Raw genomic sequence first — 18,359 nt, 5'->3', positions numbered from 1 at the left:
AGCGATTGATAGGCATTGATGAGATTGAGTGCGTGACCCCCGATTTGAATGGCGTGCCCCGTGGCAAGGTGATGACCGCTGAGGGGTTTGTCGAAGGGCGGCGCTTGCAGATGGCCCGTGGCGTGCTGCTGCAATGCATCATGGGCGGTTACCCCGAGGCGCGTTTTTACGGCGGCGATGACGGCGACCTGGCTCTGGTGCCGGACCCTGCGCAGATCCATCGTCTGCCCTGGAGCGCGCAGCCCCGGGCATTGGCCATTTGCGATGCAGACGAACTGACCGGCGAAAGCTCGCGCCTGTCGACCCGTGGCCAGTTGAAGGCCGTGATCGCCCGTTATGCCGCACGCGGCCTGGCGCCGGTGGTGGCCACCGAGCTTGAGTTCTTTGTGTTTGCGCCCAACACCGACCCGAGCCTGCCATTCCGCCCGCCGGTGGGCCTGGACGGTCGTCGTGAAGACGGTTTTTCGGCGTTCAGTATCAGTTCCAATAACGGTCTGCGGCCGTTCTTCAGTGAAGTCTACGAGTGCATGGCCGCGCTGGGTCTGCCCCGGGACACCTTTATGCACGAGATGGGCGTCAGCCAGTTCGAGATCAACCTGCTGCACGGTGATCCGCTGCTGCTCGCCGACCAGACGTTTTTGTTTAAGCACCTGCTCAAGGAAGTCGCCTTAAAACATGGACTGACCGTGGTGTGCATGGCCAAGCCGCTGGCGCACACAGCTGGCAGCTCGATGCATATCCACCAGAGCGTGGTCGAACCGGACAGCGGGCGTAACGTGTTCAGCGATGAGGCGGGGCAGCCGACGGCAATTTTCCGCCACTTTATCGGCGGGCAGCAGGCCGGCATGGCTGACTTCACCGCGCTGTTTGCGCCGAACGTCAACTCCTACCAGCGGCTGTGCCACCCCTATGCATCGCCGAACAATGCGTGCTGGTCCCATGACAACCGTGCCGCCGGCCTGCGGATACCGGCCAGTTCACCGCTGGCGCGGCGGGTCGAAAACCGCTTGCCGGGGGCTGATGCCAACCCGTATCTGGCGATTGCCGCCAGCCTTGCCGCCGGGTTATATGGCATCGAGCATGAGCTGGAACCGACCGCCGCGATCCAGGGCGAATTTGAAGTGCCCGAGGCTTTGTCATTGCCATGTACCTTGCATGCCGCCCTTGAGCGTCTCAAGCACAGTCAGCTGGCGATTGAACTGTTCGGTGCTGAGTTCATCGAAGGTTACATTGCGTCCAAGAACCTGGAACTGACCAGTTTTCTTGACGAAATAACGCCCTGGGAGCGTCGCGTGTTGGCGGCTCAGGCTTAACTGTTTAAAACTGTGGTGCCGGGCCTCTTCCCGGCTGCAGATACAAGGAGCCGCACGGAAAGCCAATGCACCAAATCTGGAAGTCTTTTCGAGCGTTGTACTTTGCCTCGCTGATGATGTTGATCGGCTCCGGCCTCTTGAGTACTTATCTGGCGCTGCGCCTGGCGGCCGACAATGTCGACGGCTTGTGGATCGGCGCCTTGATGGCGGCCAACTACTTTGGCCTGGTGCTGGGCGGCAAGATCGGCCACCGGTTGATTGCCCGGGTCGGGCATATCCGTGCTTATGCCACCTGTGCCGGCATCGTCGGTGCGGCGGTGCTGTGTCACGGCCTGACCGACTGGCTGCCCATGTGGCTGCTGCTGCGGGTGATTGTCGGCCTGGGCATGATGTGCCAGTACATGGTCATCGAAAGCTGGCTCAACGAGCAGGCGGATGCCAAGCAGCGTGGCGTGGTGTTCAGCCTGTACATGATTGCGTCCTACCTGGGGCTGGTGCTCGGGCAATTGATCCTGGCGATCCATCCTGCCCTGGGGCTCGAGTTGCTGATGGTCGTGGCGTTGTGTTTTGCCCTGTGCCTGGTCCCCGTGGCCATGACCCGGCGCATTCACCCGGCGCCCCTGCATCCGGCGCCGATGGACCCCAGGTTCTTCATCAAGCGGGTGCCGCAGTCGTTGATCGCGGTGATGGGGGCCGGTTTGCTGGTGGGTTCGTTCTACGGTCTGGCGCCGCTCTATGCATCGCAGCAAGGGCTGTCGACCGAGCTGGTCGGTGTTTATATGGGCAGCTGTATTTTTGCCGGCTTGCTGATGCAGTGGCCGCTGGGCTGGTTGTCCGACCGTTACGACCGGCCGCTACTGATTCGCATCTTCGCCTTTATTCTGGCGGTGGTTTCCTTGCCGCTGGCGATCTTGCCCTCGGTACCGATGGAGGTGCTGTTTGCCGCAGGCTGCCTCAGCGCGCTGGTTCAATTTTGCATCTACCCGCTGGCCGTGGCGTTTGCCAATGACCATATCGAGGGTGAGCGCCGGGTTTCGCTGACCGCCATGTTGCTGGTGACCTATGGCATTGGCGCCAGCATCGGGCCGTTAGTGACCGGGGTGTTGATGAAATTCTTCGGCAGCCAGATGCTCTACGCGTTTTTCAGCGTGGCCGGTTTGATCCTGGTATGGCGGATTCGCCCGAATGCGGTGACCAACTTGCACCAGGTCGACGACGCGCCGCTGCATCACGTGGCCATGCCTGACAGCATGTCCAGCTCACCGCTGGTGGCCGCTCTTGACCCGAGGGTGGATGAGCAGGTGGTGCAGGATCAGATGGTGGATAACATTGAGCCAGAACCAGAACCAGAACCAGAACCAGAACTGGAGCCGGAACCCAAGCCATAAACATCTGCCCCGGTGGGAGCGGGCTTGCTCGCGATGGCAATGCCCCGCGCAGGCAAGCCGGCTCCCACAGGTTTTGCGGTGTCACTCAAGGGGGTGTTTCAGCGTTTAGTAGTCGTCTTTATCAAACTGGCGCGCCTCGCGCTGCAGTTGATACACAAAACGTTCGACCTGGCGCTGCACGCCACCGCTGATGTTGTGGAAGCGCAGACCGGCGAAGGTGATGTTGAGGCGCTCTTCAAAATGCAGATAACGCAATTCGACAGGGGTGGTGATCTGGCCGAAGGGCAGGGCGGCGGTGAAGCGCTCATACACCTGGCCCAGCTGCAGGTTTTCGCCGATATCCCCTTCAAAACGCAACTTGCAGCCAGTGGCGGACACGTCCAGCAACTTGCCCTTGATCGGTGACTTGAGCTTTTCACCGGCCACTTGCACATCAATCAGATGCGACAGTTTCAGGGCCGCGCGAAACGCGCTCCGGCGCTGGTGGTAAAGCACTTCGCGGGGTAACGCGCCGCGATAGCAGCGATGATCATGGGTGTCGTCGATGCTCAGCGGCGTGGTGCATTCCCAGGCGATGCGCACGCCTTCGTGGAAACCCTCAACCCGAAACGGTATTCCGGCCTCCAGAAAACGCTCACCTCCACGGGGGATCATTTCGTCCAGGGCCAGGGTGTTGTTCTCGCGGTTCACATCAACCACATAGCTCTGAAAGCGCTGGGTGCGATCCTGGAAAGTGATGATCAGCGGGTCATGGCTCTCTTGCAGCATCCGCAAGCTGGAGGCAATTTCCAGCGGCGTGGTAAGCACCTTTGGCGGCTGCGGAGCATCTGGGGCGTCGAACACGGTTGATCAATCTCCGGACAAAATACTGCAACACGCAAAAGAGGCATTCTGCCATCATGCTGCGTGTCTCGCTAGACAGTGTGATCGCGCAGGGTCAGGCCTGGCTGTAAGCGCGGTGCCTGTTGAGCATCGAAGTGGTACCGCGTGCGTCATACAGCGACGGAGCTTCGCCGCCGTGCAGAATGCGCAGCTGGTTGGCCGTGATCGACTGTTGGGTCTGGATCGATTGGCCGTTGAGCAGGTTGGCGGCCTGGCACCGGGCCAGCAACTGGCTCAGCACATCGCTTTGGCTGAGCAGTTGAGCGCCCACGCTTGAATGGCTGGCAAGGCTTTCGAGGCCGCTGCGGTTGGTGGCCAGGCCGAGGCTTGCCAGGATCTCGCTGCGTTTGCGGCCATGCTGCTCAAGCAGAATGATCAACGAATGCTTGCGTGCCAGGATGTTCTCCAGCACCTGCATGTCGCGGCCTTTAAGGGCGATGGACTCGTCCTGCAACAGGCCGAGCAGTTGCTCGGCGGGGGCGAGGTCATCATTGATCAGTTGCAGTAAATTTTCGTCGTGCATAAGACCCCAGGATTAAGCGTCCAAAAGCCTGGCACTGGCCACGTGGGCCTAGCGCTGGGCTTCCATGTTCAGCAGTTTGCTGGCGACCTGGTTGCTGTCGACTTTGTAGCTGCCATCGGCAATGGCCTGTTTGAGTTCGGCCACACGGTTTTTGTCGACCACGGGTTGGTCACGCAACGAGTCGCTGATCTTCTGCAACTGTTGAGCCTCTTGGCTGAGGTGTACAGATTCCCCGCTCGGGGCGCTGGCGCCGGTTTGCTCAGGGCTTTTTGCAGGGGCCGCTTGCGTGGCGCTGCCTGCTTCCTGACTGCGCGTACTGCCGGTCAAGGGCGGTGCGCTGTTGAGACGACTGAAGTCGATGACCATAACGGAAAACCTCGGGGTATTTGGACGCTTGCCATGTTTTCGGCCATACCCGGAAAAACTTTAGGCTCGATTAATCATGGCTTCACACAGAACTGTACTGATCTGCGTCAAACATACAGTGTAGGAAAGCAGGGAAACTGATGCCAACTTTCCTACAATGCCACTTCAACTTGCCCGGGTGCAGTCACTCGCGCCCGGATCACGCGCTTGGAATTCAGGTTTTTCACCCGGATCTGCTCGCTAAGGCCGCCGTCAGACAGCGCTTCGCCGGGCATCTTGACACTTAATGTGCCGCTGCGGGCGCTGATCACCACATGCTCGCCCTTGCGCACCGCGGCAGCCTGCTCCAGATGCGTGAGTGTCAGCACTTGATCGGTCACCATGGGGCGCAGCAATTTTTGCCCGACCGCCAGTTCGGTCGCGGTCAAATACCCCTGGTTGATCAGGCTGATATCCCGCTCGCGCAGGCTGACATCGGCGTAGTCGATCACCATGCCGCGCTTGAGCGGGTGAGTCACGGTGACGACATTACGGAACAGCTTGACCTGGGCCGGAACAAAGATGGTCCACGGCGAGAGCCCTTCGCAACGGATGCGAACGATGACTCGGCCCATGGGTTGTGCCGGGCTTTCGAGGGTGGCTGTCAATTCCTTGTCGCAATGGGCCAGGCGCAGGCGCGGGTCCAGATTGTTGACCTGGATCTGATATCGTCCCTGCGTCTGGCTGGTGGCCAGATAGTCTTCGACGGTGAATTCAAGAAAGCCTTGGGTCACGCCGATAAGCTGATCAGGCGATGTAAACGCGTCAGCATGGCTATAAGTGCACAGGCCCGTCAGACCGCCGACCGCCAGGACGCTCAGGCAGCAGCGGCGCAGGGTCTGGCGAAAAAGCCGGTGGCAGGAATTTGTCGTTTTTGCGTTCATGGCCGATAAAAAAGCAAGCCCCGTGCCGTTTACCGGGTAATGCGTGTCGAAACTTAAAGTTTTAAGAGGAGCTGAGTATGGCTGGGGTGATGGATGCGGTTAACCAGCGCACTCAACTGGTCGGGCAAAACCGCCTGGAGCTGTTGCTGTTTCGCCTGGATGGGCCACAGCTTTACGGGATCAATGTGTTCAAGGTCAGGGAAGTGCTGCAATGCCCGAAACTGACCATGATTCCCAAGTCCCATCCCGTGGTGTGCGGTGTGGCGAGCATTCGCGGCGCGACCATCCCGATTCTCGACCTGGCGATGGCCACGGGCTCGGGGGCCCTGAAAGATCAGAGCAACCCGTTCGTGATCATCACGGAGTACAACACCAAGACCCAGGGTTTTCTGGTGCGCTCGGTCGAACGTATCGTCAACATGAACTGGGAAGATATTCATCCGCCACCCAAGGGGACCGGCCACGACCATTACCTGACGGCCGTGACCCGGATGGACGACCAGCTGGTCGAGATCATCGATGTTGAAAAGGTGCTGGCAGAAGTTTCGCCATCGCCCGAAACCATCACCCAGGGCGTGGTCGATGTCGAAACCCGCAGCAAGGCGCTGTCATTGCGGGTGCTGACCGTCGACGATTCGTCGGTGGCGCGCAAACAGGTTGCCCGTTGCCTGCAAAGCGTGGGCGTTGAAGTGGTGTCGTTGAACGACGGCCGTCAGGCGCTGAATTACCTGCGCAAGCTGGTGGAGGAGGGCAAGGACCCGTCTGAAGAGTTTCTGATGATGATCTCGGACATCGAGATGCCGGAAATGGACGGTTACACCCTGACAGCTGAAATCCGCAACGACCCGCGGATGCAAAACCTGCACATCATTCTGCATACTTCGTTGTCCGGGGTATTCAACCAGGCGATGGTCAAAAAAGTCGGTGCCGATGACTTTTTGGCCAAATTCCGGCCTGATGACCTGGCATCCCGGGTAGTTGACCGGATCAAAGCAGCAGACCAAAGTCAGGGCCAACCCCTGGCGGTCAAAACGATTTAAGAGGCAGGACATTTGTCGACGGCTAATTTGGATTTTGAACAGTTCCGGGTTTTCCTGGAAAAAGCCTGTGGCATTTTGCTGGGTGAAAACAAGCAGTACCTCGTCTCCAGCCGGCTCAACAAGCTGATGGAACAGCAAGGTATCAAGTCATTGGGCGAGTTGATCCAACGTATCCATAGCCAGCCGCGCAGCGGGCTGCGCGAGCAGGTGGTCGATGCCATGACCACCAACGAAACCCTGTGGTTTCGCGATACCTACCCCTTTGAAGTGTTGAAGAACAAGGTGCTGCCCGAGCAGATCAAGGCCAGTCCGGGTCAGCGCCTGCGTATCTGGTCGGCAGCCTGTTCTTCGGGGCAGGAACCCTACTCGCTGTCGATGGCGATTGATGAGTTTGAGCGCAGTAACCTGGGGCAGTTGAAGGCGGGCGTGCAGATTTTTGCCACTGACCTGTCCAGCTTGATGCTCAACACCTGCAGAACCGGCGAATACGACAACCTGGCGATTGGCCGGGGCCTGTCGCCGGAGCGTTTGCAGCGCTATTTCGACCCCAAGGGGCCGGGGCGCTGGGTGATCAAGGCACCGATCAAAAGTCGTGTCGAGTTCCGCCCCTTCAACCTGCTGGACAGCTATGCAGGCTTCGGCAAGTTCGACATCGTGTTCTGCCGCAACGTGCTGATCTACTTCTCGGCAGAGGCGAAGAAAGACATCCTGCTGCGTATTCACAGCACCTTGAAGCCGGGCGGGTATTTGTTCCTGGGTGCCTCCGAGGCGCTCAACGGATTGCCGGATCACTATCAGATGGTCCAGTGCAGCCCGGGGATTATTTACCAGGCCAAGTAAGCAAAACGGGAGCCCTGGATGGCTCCCTTTTTGTAGCCGCTGCCGAAGGTTGCAATGTGGCGCGTAGCGCCAGCAAAGCCTGCTGCTACCCAATCTCGAAAACGACACGAACGCCCCTTGCCGTAAGGGCGAAACCTGTATTTTAGTTAAACGCGAATGCTGGATATGTACCCGGTATCGCAGTTACTGACACAGCGTACATATCCATTCGATGCGCCACGGCTTTCTACGGGTTTCGCCCTTACGGCGAGGCACTTTTTCCAAACGCCGAAAAAGTACCCAAAAAGGCTTGCCCCGGCGTACGGCCTTCGCTGCGCTCAGGTGTCCCTCGCGCAGGTACGCTCCGTGGGCACGCCGTGACGGGCCATCCATGGCCCAACACGGCTCTCCCGGCATCCATGCCGGGAGACCCACTGCGCAGAACCTCCACTCGGCCTCCCGAAGGGGCCGGTAGATCAAAAGCAATGCCCGCCGAGGCGGCCGACCGGCCGGCCTGTTTGGCGGCGAGGTCTGCGAGACTCGCACATCTCCTCTGTGGGAGCGGGCTTGCTCGCGATGCAAGCGGCGCGGTATTTGAGTTGAATCGCGCCGATGCCATCGCGAGCAAGCCCGCTCCCACAAGGGGTTGTGCAGTTTCAAGCCTTAACCTTTGTTTTTGCTGTAGCCACGGGATTAATCAAGCGACACGAACGCCCCTCACAGGAGGCTGAACGCAGGTGCTGTTCTGGGGGAGCCTGGGCGACCTCGGCCGTATGGCAGGGCAAGGACTTTTTGGTTCCTTTTGGGTCCTTCCAAAAGGGACTCGCCGTAAGGGCGAAACCAATATTTCAGTTAAACGCGGATGCCGGATATGTACGCGGTGGTTCTGTTGTTGCAGCTGTTAAATAACTGCCTTTACAGCGTACATATCCATTCGATACGCCACGGCGTTAGATCTGCCGCCCACACAAACCTGTACCCCCCCCCCTCCAAAGCGGCAGAAAAGCGGCAGTCAGCGGTCAACCGTTGCCGCTTTTCTGGCATTGCCGCCTCCCTCGCCCCTCCCAAAGCCTTGAAATACGGCTCTGTGCCAACTGGCACGGGGTTTGCTCTGTTCATGTCATGTAGAACCTGAATCACATCCTCAGGTCAGCCCACAAAGGTTTTTCGACATGAGCATCAGCTTCGATAAAGCGCTTGGTATCCATGAGCAGGCACTGGGCTTTCGCGCCCAGCGCGCTGAAGTACTGGCCAACAACATCGCCAACGCCGATACCCCGAACTACAAGGCTCGGGACCTGGATTTCGCCTCTGTGCTCGCTGCGCAGAACGACAAGAATCAGAGCGGCACGTTTGCGCTGAACAAGACCAACACCCGCCATATCGAAGCCCAGGGCCTGAGCAGCGGCGACGAGTCGCTGTTGTACCGTACGCCGATGCAGCCGTCGATCGACCAGAACACCGTGGACGCTCAGATCGAGCAGTCAAACTATGCAGAGAATGCGGTCAACTTCCAGGCCAGCTTCACCCTGCTCAACAGCAAATTCAAAGGGCTGATGTCGGCCCTGCGCGGGGAGTAACCCATGTCTCTAGCCAGTGTTTTCAATATTGCCGGTAGTGGCATGAGTGCCCAGACCACGCGCCTGAACACCGTCGCCAGCAACATCGCCAACGCCGACACCGTGTCGTCGAGCATCGATCAGACCTACCGCGCCCGTCACCCGGTGTTTGCCACCATGTTTCAGGGTGCGCAAAGCAGCACCGGCGACTCGCTGTTCCAGGACCAGGACGGCGCCGGTCAAGGCGTGCAAGTGCTGGGTGTGGTCGAAGACCAAAGCGAACTCCAGGCCCGTTACGAGCCAAACCATCCTTCTGCCGACGCCAAGGGTTATGTGTACTACCCCAACGTCAACGTGGTCGAAGAAATGGCCGATATGATTTCCGCCAGTCGTTCGTTCCAGACCAACGCCGAGCTGATGAATACCGCCAAAACCATGATGCAGAAGGTTCTGACCCTCGGTCAGTGATAAGGGGCGACACAAATGAGTGTGACCGATACCACCAGCGGCATGACCCTTAACCAGGTGCTTGCCAACTCCGCCCAGGTCAGGACCACCGACAACAGCGTGGGTGCGGCAACCAAAGGCGTGACCGGCAGCTCGGCGCTGGGCAAGGATGCATTCCTGCAACTGCTGGTCACCCAGCTGAAAAACCAGAACCCGCTGGACCCGCAAGACAACACCGCGTTCGTCGCCCAGCTGGCGCAGTTCAGCAGCCTGGAAGGCATCACCACCCTCAACGATACGGTCAACTCACTGTCGGGTGGCCTTCAGTCCTCGCAGGCGTTGCAGGCGTCGTCGCTGGTGGGTCGTTCGGTGATCGTGCAAACCAATGAAGCCTATGTGGACCCCGCCAGCGGCAAGCCATTCAACGGCACCGTGGTGGTAAAGGACGCCGACTCCAAGCCCGTCATCACCATCACCGATGCGGACGGTGAAGTGGTCCGCACCCTCGAGATGGGCAGCCAGAAAGCCGGTAACGCGGACTTTACCTGGGACGGCAAGGACGACGACGGCGTGCTGCTGGACAAGGGCTCGTACACCTTCACCGCGTCGAGCAAAAACGATACCGGCACCACGGCGCTCACCACCTATCTGCCCGCCACGGTTAACAGCGTGACGCTGAGCAAGACCGGTGGCGAGATCATGCTCAACCTCGCAGGCCTGGGCAGCATTGGTATGTCCAAAGTCCAGACCATTGGCCTCTAAGCCCACTCATACGCCTCAAGGAGAGAAACATGTCATTCAATATCGGCCTTAGCGGCCTCTATGCGGCGAACAAACAGCTCGACGTGACCGGCAACAACATCGCCAACGCCGCGACCACAGGCTTTAAAGCCTCGCGCGCAGAGTTTGCGGATATTTATTCGGCGAGCAAGCTGGGCATCGGCAGCAAGACCATCGGCAGCGGCGTCAACCTGGCAGCGGTCTCGCAGAACTTTGGTCAAGGCTCAGTCAACAACACCGGCAACCTGCTGGACATGGGGATTCAGGGCAGCGGCTTCTTCGTGCTGAGCGACAACGGCTCCCTGAGCTACACCCGTGCCGGTACGTTCAAGTCCGATAAAGACGGCTATGTGACCAGCTCCGATGGCACTGCACGCTTGCAGGGCTATGGCGTGGATGCGAACGGCGATATCGTCAACGGCGTGTTGACCGACCTGCGCATCGACACCTCGAACCTGGCGCCCAAGCCCACAGGCTCGGTAACGTCGGAGATCAACCTGAACTCCAGCAGCGATGCGATCGATCAGACCAAAGTCCCGTTCGATCCCACCGTAGCCACCAGCTACAACAAAAAATTCTCCACCACCGTCTACGATAGCCAGGGCAATGCGCACCCGATGGATCAGTACATGGTGAAGACCGGTGCCAATACCTGGAGCTCTTACACCCTGATCGACGGCCGTAACCCAGATGGCACTTTGCCGACGGGTCAGGGCTCCACGCCTCCAGTAGCCTCGACCATGGAGTTCGATTCGGCCGGTGCGCTGACCAAGGTCACGCAGCTCAACCCGGTCAAGGACCAGCTTGAAAACACGCTGGTGGTCAGTGGCTGGAAACCGGGTGCCATGATCAACGGCAAGTGGGACGGCAACGGTGCCGAGGCCAAAGACGGTGGCATCGTCATCAACATGGCCAAAACCACTCAGTACAACACCGACTCCTCGCGTAACCCGCCGACCCAGGACGGCTACGCCACCGGCCAGATCAACAACCTGACCATCGACGGTTCGGGCGTGATGTTCGCCAACTTCAGCAACAACCAAAGTCGTGCCATTGGCCAGATCTCCCTGGCCAGCTTCACCAACGAGCAAGGTTTGCAGCCGGTGGGCGGCACGGCCTGGAAAGAAACGTACTCCTCGGGCATGGCCGGCTACGACGCGCCGAAAATCGGCAGCCTGGGCGCCATCCAGTCCAATTCGCTGGAAGACTCCAACGTCAACCTGACCAGCGAACTGGTGGACCTGATCAAGGCGCAGAGCAACTACCAGGCCAATGCCAAAACCATCTCGACCCAAAGCACCATCATGCAGACCATTATTCAGATGACCTGATGCTGGATTGCGTGTCGCAGTAAAAAAAACCTCGCTGAGGTTTTTTTTATGGCGCAGTTTTGGTGTGCGGCCCCCCACAATGCAAAAACCCCCGCCAAACCCAACTGTTGCCAGGGTTTAACGGGGGTTTTTCAGTCAGGCGGTTTGACCCGCCTGCCAGCTCAGCTTATTGGCAAGCTTCGCAATCCGGCTCGTCAATCGCGCAGGCCTTTGGTACCGGTGCTGGACCGGCAGGGGCTGCGACGACGTCTTCACTGTTGTTGCCGTTGGAAACGGCGTTCAGCTTGCCAGTGTTGACGGTGGACTTCTCGGTGCTGGTCGCGGCCAGGGCACGGAGGTAGTAAGTGGTTTTCAGACCACGGTACCAGGCCATGCGGTAGGTCACGTCCAGCTTTTTGCCCGAAGCGCCAGCGATGTACAGGTTCAGCGACTGAGCCTGGTCGATCCACTTCTGACGGCGGCTGGCGGCGTCAACGATCCACTTGGTGTCGACTTCGAACGCAGTGGCGTACAGCTCTTTGAGCTCTTGCGGGATGCGTTCGATCTGCTGCACGGAACCGTCGTAGTACTTCAGGTCGTTGATCATGACCGAATCCCAAAGGTCGCGGGCCTTGAGGTCGCGAACCAGGTACGGGTTGATCACGGTGAATTCGCCCGAGAGGTTCGATTTCACGTACAGGTTCTGGTAAGTCGGTTCGATCGACTGCGATACGCCGGTGATGTTGGCGATGGTCGCGGTCGGTGCGATGGCCATGATGTTGGAGTTACGAATGCCTTTCTGTACACGGGCACGAACCGGTGCCCAGTCCAGGGATTCGTTCAGGTCAACGTCGATGTACTTCTGGCCGCGCTGCTCGATCAGGATCTGTTGCGAATCCAGCGGCAGAATGCCTTTGGACCACAGCGAACCCGGGAACGTCTCGTAAGCGCCACGTTCGTCAGCCAGGTCGCAAGAAGCCTGGATCGCGTAGTAGCTGACCGCTTCCATCGACTTGTCGGCAAACTCGACGGCAGCCTGGGAGGCGTAAGGAATGTGCTGCAGGTACAGAGCGTCCTGGAAGCCCATGATCCCCAGGCCGACCGGACGGTGCTTGAAGTTCGAGTTGCGTGCTTGCGGCACCGAGTAGTAGTTGATGTCGATAACGTTATCGAGCATGCGAACGGCTACGTCGATGGTGCGCTTGAGCTTGTCGGTGTCCAGCTTGCCGTTGACGATGTGGTTCGGCAGGTTGATCGAGCCCAGGTTGCAAACGGCGATCTCGTCCTTGTTGGTGTTCAGGGTGATCTCGGTGCACAGGTTCGAGCTGTGAACCACGCCCACGTGCTGCTGCGGGCTGCGCAGGTTGCACGGGTCTTTGAAGGTCAGCCATGGGTGGCCGGTTTCAAACAGCATGGACAGCATTTTGCGCCACAGGTCTTTGGCCTGGATGGTCTTGAACAGCTTGATCTTGCCCGGGTACTGGGACAGCGCTTCGTAATACTCGTAACGCTCTTCGAAGGCCTTGCCGGTCAGGTCGTGCAGGTCCGGCACTTCGGACGGCGAGAACAGGGTCCACTGGCCATCATCGAAGACGCGCTTCATGAACAGGTCAGGGATCCAGTTGGCGGTGTTCATGTCGTGGGTACGACGACGGTCATCACCGGTGTTCTTGCGCAGCTCGATGAACTCTTCGATGTCCATGTGCCAGGTTTCCAGGTAAGCACAGACAGCGCCTTTGCGCTTGCCACCCTGGTTAACGGCTACGGCGGTGTCGTTCACTACCTTGAGGAACGGAACCACACCCTGGGATTTGCCGTTGGTGCCCTTGATCCACGAACCCAATGCACGAACCGGAGTCCAGTCGTTGCCCAGGCCGCCAGCGAATTTGGACAACATGGCGTTGTCGTGGATCGCATGGTAGATGCCCGACAGGTCATCCGGCACGGTGGTCAGGTAGCAGCTGGACAGCTGCGGACGCTGGGTACCGGCGTTGAACAGGGTAGGGGTCGACGACATGTAGTCGAAGGACGACAGCAAGTTGTAGAACTCGATGGCGCGGTCTTCTTTTTGCTTCTCTTCGATCGCCAGGCCCATGGCCACACGCATGAAGAAGATCTGCGGCAATTCGAAACGCACGCCATCGTGGTGGATGAAGTAACGGTCGTACAGGGTTTGCAGGCCCAGGTAGGTGAACTGCTGATCGCGCTCGTGGTTGATCGCCTTGCCCAGTTTTTCCAGGTCGAAGGTGGCCAGAACCGGGTTCAGCAGGTCGAACTCGATACCCTTGGCGATGTAGGCAGGCAGAGCCTTGGCGTACAGGTCAGCCATCTCGTGGTGGGTGGCGCTGTCAGCTACTTTCAGGAAGCTCAGGCCTTCGGCACGCAGGGTGTCCATCAGCAGGCGAGCGGTCACGAACGAGTAGTTGGGCTCACGCTCTACCAGGGTGCGGGCGGTCATCACCAGGGCGGTGTTGACGTCGCTCAGCGCTACGCCGTCGTAGAGGTTTTTCAGGGTTTCGCGCTGGATCAGGTCGCCGTCAACTTCTTCCAGACCTTCGCAGGCCTCGGTAACGATGGTGTTCAGGCGGCCCATGTCCAGCGGCGCGAACGTGCCGTCAGCAAGGGTAATGCGGATCGACGGGTGAGCATTCACGGCGTCTTCGGCCGGAGCGCGGATGGCGCGTTCCTTGGAGCGGGCGTCACGGTAGATCACATAGTCGCGAGCCACTTTTTGCTCGCCGGCGCGCATCAGGGCCAATTCAACCTGGTCCTGGATTTCTTCGATGTGGATGGTGCCACCCGATGGCATGCGACGCTTGAAGGTTGCGGTGACCTGTTCGGTCAGGCGCGCAACGGTGTCGTGAATGCGCGACGAGGCGGCAGCATTGCCGCCTTCAACTGCGAGAAACGCTTTGGTGATGGCGACGGTGATCTTGTCATCGGTGTAAGGAACCACAGCCCCGTTACGTTTGATCACGCGCAATTGGCCTGGCGCGGTCGCAGACAGATCCAGATTTGAATCAGAACCCTGCGAGTTCTCGCGAGTTGTATCGGTTTGCATGGGGTGTCTCCACATTCTCTATGTTTGTTTGGGCACCTTTTGGGTGCCCACCGTTCCGTCCTGAAGCACTACAACCGGTGATGAGCCGGGCATAACAACTTCGGGACGTACAGAAGGGGGGTTCGAGCCCCTTCCGTTCCGAAGTCTTGGGTGACGCATACCGCTTAAAACCGTATTCCTTCGCGGTGACAGTATTTTTACTGCAACACCCGGGCCGCTTTCCTACTTTTATGCTGGAAAGCGGTCGCCATCCGCATGAGCGGTTTGGTTTACAAGAATACGTTTGGTTCAGCCAAACAGGCGCGAGAAAAGGGCTTGAATATCTCGTCTGAGTTGTGCTTGGTCTTTTTTGCCTAAAACCCTACATATGGGGTTTTCTGGCGGAATAGATACAAGATATGCGTTTTGGTGAGTCTCTGCAACGTAGGATCTCGGCTTGAATCCATGTTTGATTTGTGTATGAAAGTGTAAAAAGCGACGTAGGCCCCATGGGTACGGCATTAGACCGTTTGTCACCAAATTTTGCCGAATTAAGCTTGCCGTACTGAATTTTGAGGGCGCGAACCCTACCACAAAAAACAGCGCTGTCCGAACGCATTTTCAGGCGGGTGCAAAGATAGGAAAGGTCAAGGGGGTATTGCCCAAAAGAAGTGTCGCAAAGGCCCGTCAGGGCCTTTGCGCCAATTGGGCGAAATTACAGCAGTTCGAAGCTTTTTTGCTGAACGTTCTGCGAGTCCAGGCCAATTTGCACGTTGAACTCACCCGGCTCGGCGAGGTGCTTCAACTGTGCGTTGTAAAACTTCAGGTCGTTCTCGTCGAGGGTGAACTGCACCACTCTCTGCTCGCCGGGTTTGAGCATGATTTTCTGGAAGTCCTTGAGTTCCTTGACCGGGCGGCTCATGGACGCGGTGACGTCCTGCACATACAGCTGGACTACCGTCTCGCCGGCACGCTTGCCGGTATTTTTTACCGTCACGCCGGCCGTCAGTGTGGCGCCGGGCTTCAGGGTTTTGGCCGAGAGGCTGACATCCGACACGCTGAAATCGGTGTAGCTCAAGCCGTAACCGAACGGGTAGAGCGGGCTGTTGGCCTCATCGAAGTACTGTGAGGTGTAATTGCCCGGTTTGCCCGGAGTGAACGGCCGGCCAATGCTCAGGTGGCTGTAGTACATCGGAATCTGGCCAACAGAGCGCGGGAACGTAATCGGTAATTTGCCTGACGGGTTGTAGTCGCCGAACAGCACGTCGGCGATGGCATTGCCACCCTCTGTGCCGCTGAACCAGGTTTCCAGCACCGCGTCAGCCTGCTGCTGCTGGAGATCGATCGACAACGGGCGGCCGTTCATCAATACCAGCACCAACGGCTTGCCGGTAGCCTTGAGCGCCGTGATCAGTGCGCGCTGGCTGGCAGGGATGTCCAGATTGGTGCGGCTGGACGACTCGTGGGACATGCCCCGCGACTCACCCACCACCGCGACCACCACATCGGCCTGCTGCGCTGCCTTGACCGCTTCGTCAATCATCACCTGCGCCGGGCGCGGGTCGTTGACCACTTCGGGGGCATCGAAGTTCAGGAAATTCAGGTAGTCGACGATTTTCTGGTCGTCAGTGATGTTGGCGCCACGGGCGTAAATCAAAGTGCCCTGTTGGCCGAGTGCAGTGCGCATGCCGTCGTAGACGGTGACAGACTGCGCCGGCTGACCGGCTGCCGCCCAACTGCCCATAATGTCGATCGGGGCCTTGGCCAGCGGGCCAACCAGGGCAATGCGCGCCTGTTTGGCCAGGGGCAGGGTTTGGGACTCGTTTTTCAGCAGCACCAGGCTCTTGCGCGCCACTTCACGGGCTTCGGCACGGTGCAGGCGGCTTTCGGCCTTGGTGTCGGCCGGGTCATCCTCAGCCTTGCCGATACGCAGGTAAGGGTCTGCAAACAGGCCCATGTCGTATTTGGCGCCAAGCACTTCACGCACGGCGTTATCCAGATCGCTCTGCGGCACCTCGCCGGACTTGAGCAGGCCCGGCAATTCTTCGCCATAGGCCTTGTCGTTCATGCTCATGTCGATACCGGCCTTGATCGCCAGCTTGGCGGCCTCGCGGCTGTCTTTGGCCACACCGTGCTTGATCAGTTCGTTAATCGCGCCGTGGTCGCTGACCGCCACGCCTTTAAAGCCCCAGTCCTTGCGCAGCAAGTCCTGCATCAGCCACATGTTCGAGGTGGCGGGTATGCCATTGATCGAATTCAGGGCCACCATCACGCTGCCAGCACCGGCATCAATGGCTGCGTGGTAAGGCGGCAGATAATCCTGATACATGCGTGTCGGGCTCATGTCGACGGTGTTGTAGTCCCGTCCACCTTCGACTGCGCCATACAGGGCGAAATGCTTGACGCTGGCCATGATGTTGCCAGCCAGGGCCGGGGATGCGCCCTGGTAGGCCTGCACCATGACCCGTGCGATGCGCGAGACTAAATAGGTGTCTTCGCCGAAACCTTCAGAAGTGCGGCCCCAGCGCGGGTCGCGGGCGATGTCCACCATTGGAGCGAAGGTCAGGTCGATGCTGTCGGCGCTGGCCTCTTTGGCTGCCACACGACCGCTCAGGCCAATGGCATCCATGTCCCAGCTGGAGGCGAGGCCCAGGCTGATCGGGAAAATGGTGCGATGACCGTGAATCACGTCATAGGCAAAGAACATCGGGATTTGCAGACGGCTGCGCATGGCGGCGTCTTGCATCGGCCGGTTTTCGTCGCGGCTGATGGAGTTGAACGTGCCGCCGATACGGCCTGCGGCGATTTCCTTGCGGATCATTTCGCGGGGCATTTCCGGGCCGATGCTGATCAGGCGCAGTTGGCCGATCTTTTCGTCCTCGGTCATTTTTTGCAGCAGTTGCGCAACAAACACGTCTTTGGGCGCAAGGGGGGCGGGCGGGGTCTGTGCCCACACGGCGGGACTGGCCAGGCTGATGACGATGCCCAGCAAACACATATTTCTCATTGGACTCTTCTGCGCAGCCGCTCACTTGAAGCGAGGGAAGCCCGCGCTCGTGCAGCGATATTGTTCTGGAGGGATGACAGTGCTACTCGAATCAAGGAATTGACCTACCTTTAGATTGGAGTATTCCTGCATGGCAGGCAGTCTTTTAGCTGATTCGCCGCGAGCAATCCAGTGTTGCCGGGAGTTTTTAGGCGTGGTGCGTGGTCAATAAACCTAATGTCGTTATTTCGGAGCGTCACTCGATGGGAATACAAAGCGTTAGAGCCTTGGGCTGGAAAGTTGTCGCACTTGTGGCCTTAAGCAGCCTGCTGGCAGGGTGCGGGATCAATACCATCCCGACCCTCGACGAGCAGGTGAAGGCGGCCTGGTCGCAGGTGCAGAACCAGTATCAGCGTCGCTCGGACTTGATCCCCAATCTGGTCGAGACGGTCAAGGGGGCGGCCAAACAGGAGCAGGCCACCCTGACCGCGGTGATCGAGGCGCGGGCCAAGGCCACCTCGATCCAGGTCGACGCCAGCACGCTGAATAATGCGGAAAAACTCAAGCAGTTCCAGGAGGCGCAAAATCAGCTGACGGGAGCCTTGAGTCGATTGATGGTGGTGTCCGAGCGTTACCCGGACCTCAAGTCGAACCAGAACTTCCTCTCGCTGCAGTCACAACTTGAAGGCACGGAAAACCGCATCAGCGTGGCCCGCCGCGACTTTATCCTCGCCGTGGAGCGTTACAACACTGAAATTCGCACCTTCCCGGGGCGTTTGTGGCATGCGGTGATGTACAGCGACCTGCCGGTCCGCCCGACCTTTGAAGCCACCACCCCGGACGCCGACAAAGCGCCAGAAGTGAAGTTCTGACCTGATGCGCAATACCCGTAGCAGCTGCCGAGGAACGAGGCTGCGTTCGGCGGCGCAGCCGTCGCAAAATCATTAATCGCGGTGCATCAAATGCACCTCAGGTTCAGATTT

At 58.9% G+C, this 18,359-nt stretch carries 15 protein-coding genes; 9 read left to right on the top strand and 6 right to left on the bottom strand.

The genetic code is table 11. From position 1 onward, the window contains the following. Positions 1-71 precede the first annotated feature (71 nt). Complete coding sequence (locus ACZRMS_RS15320) at positions 72-1,313, top strand: glutamine synthetase family protein (RefSeq protein WP_463995993.1); 1,242 nt, start codon at positions 72-74, stop codon at positions 1,311-1,313. Positions 1,314-1,378: 65 nt separating this feature from the next. Next, complete coding sequence (locus ACZRMS_RS15315; protein WP_463995918.1) at positions 1,379-2,701, top strand: MFS transporter; 1,323 nt, start codon at positions 1,379-1,381, stop codon at positions 2,699-2,701. A gap of 105 nt (positions 2,702-2,806) precedes the next feature. Here the strand turns inward: ACZRMS_RS15315 and ACZRMS_RS15310 are convergent, their stop codons facing one another. The 4 genes from ACZRMS_RS15310 to flgA form a co-directional block, all read right to left on the bottom strand. Next, positions 2,807-3,544 (bottom strand): flagellar brake protein, encoded by a 738-nt coding sequence (locus tag ACZRMS_RS15310; RefSeq protein WP_463995917.1) that lies wholly within the window; start codon positions 3,542-3,544, stop codon positions 2,807-2,809. A gap of 94 nt (positions 3,545-3,638) precedes the next feature. After that, the gene (locus ACZRMS_RS15305; RefSeq protein WP_463995916.1) at positions 3,639-4,106 is read right to left on the bottom strand and encodes a flagella synthesis protein FlgN; all 468 of its coding nucleotides are present in this window, start codon (positions 4,104-4,106) and stop codon (positions 3,639-3,641) included. Between the two features lie 48 nt (positions 4,107-4,154). After that, a complete protein-coding gene (gene flgM, locus ACZRMS_RS15300; RefSeq protein WP_463995915.1) occupies positions 4,155-4,472 on the bottom strand; it encodes a flagellar biosynthesis anti-sigma factor FlgM in 318 nt (105 codons plus the stop codon). Between the two features lie 152 nt (positions 4,473-4,624). Continuing rightward, complete coding sequence (gene flgA, locus ACZRMS_RS15295; RefSeq protein WP_463995914.1) at positions 4,625-5,395, bottom strand: flagellar basal body P-ring formation chaperone FlgA; 771 nt, start codon at positions 5,393-5,395, stop codon at positions 4,625-4,627. Positions 5,396-5,472: 77 nt separating this feature from the next. On the opposite strand from flgA, the gene ACZRMS_RS15290 reads away from it, so the two are divergent. From ACZRMS_RS15290 to flgE, 6 genes are all read left to right on the top strand, one after another. Then, on the top strand, positions 5,473-6,435 hold the full coding sequence (locus ACZRMS_RS15290; RefSeq protein ID WP_463995913.1) for a chemotaxis protein CheV: 963 nt from the start codon (positions 5,473-5,475) through the stop codon (positions 6,433-6,435). 12 nt (positions 6,436-6,447) lie between these two features. After that, positions 6,448-7,275 carry a protein-glutamate O-methyltransferase CheR gene (gene cheR / locus ACZRMS_RS15285; protein ID WP_463995912.1) on the top strand — a complete coding sequence of 276 codons (828 nt, stop codon included), beginning with the start codon at positions 6,448-6,450 and terminating at the stop codon, positions 7,273-7,275. Between the two features lie 1,151 nt (positions 7,276-8,426). Further along, positions 8,427-8,834: a flagellar basal body rod protein FlgB gene (flgB, locus tag ACZRMS_RS15280; RefSeq protein WP_321838096.1), complete on the top strand. Its 408-nt coding sequence runs from the start codon at positions 8,427-8,429 to the stop codon at positions 8,832-8,834. A gap of 3 nt (positions 8,835-8,837) precedes the next feature. Next, positions 8,838-9,281, top strand: a complete 444-nt coding sequence (gene flgC, locus ACZRMS_RS15275; protein WP_463995911.1) for a flagellar basal body rod protein FlgC — start codon at positions 8,838-8,840, stop codon at positions 9,279-9,281. A 15-nt stretch (positions 9,282-9,296) separates the two neighbouring features. Next, positions 9,297-10,022: a flagellar hook assembly protein FlgD gene (gene flgD / locus ACZRMS_RS15270; protein ID WP_463995910.1), complete on the top strand. Its 726-nt coding sequence runs from the start codon at positions 9,297-9,299 to the stop codon at positions 10,020-10,022. 29 nt (positions 10,023-10,051) lie between these two features. Continuing rightward, the gene (flgE, locus tag ACZRMS_RS15265; RefSeq protein WP_463995909.1) at positions 10,052-11,371 is read left to right on the top strand and encodes a flagellar hook protein FlgE; all 1,320 of its coding nucleotides are present in this window, start codon (positions 10,052-10,054) and stop codon (positions 11,369-11,371) included. 166 nt (positions 11,372-11,537) lie between these two features. Here flgE and ACZRMS_RS15260 read toward each other — a convergent pair whose 3' ends face one another. After that, complete coding sequence (locus ACZRMS_RS15260) at positions 11,538-14,411, bottom strand: ribonucleoside-diphosphate reductase subunit alpha (RefSeq protein ID WP_463995908.1); 2,874 nt, start codon at positions 14,409-14,411, stop codon at positions 11,538-11,540. A gap of 694 nt (positions 14,412-15,105) precedes the next feature. Then, positions 15,106-17,397 (bottom strand): beta-glucosidase BglX, encoded by a 2,292-nt coding sequence (gene bglX / locus ACZRMS_RS15255; protein WP_463995907.1) that lies wholly within the window; start codon positions 17,395-17,397, stop codon positions 15,106-15,108. 242 nt (positions 17,398-17,639) lie between these two features. On the opposite strand from bglX, the gene ACZRMS_RS15250 reads away from it, so the two are divergent. After that, the gene (locus ACZRMS_RS15250; RefSeq protein ID WP_463995906.1) at positions 17,640-18,248 is read left to right on the top strand and encodes a LemA family protein; all 609 of its coding nucleotides are present in this window, start codon (positions 17,640-17,642) and stop codon (positions 18,246-18,248) included. The last annotated feature ends 111 nt before the right edge of the window (positions 18,249-18,359 follow it).

Source organism: Pseudomonas sp. B424 (assembly GCF_055408345.1).
Note: the sequence above shows the minus strand (reverse complement) of the source record. Positions and strands in the feature narration are given on the sequence as shown.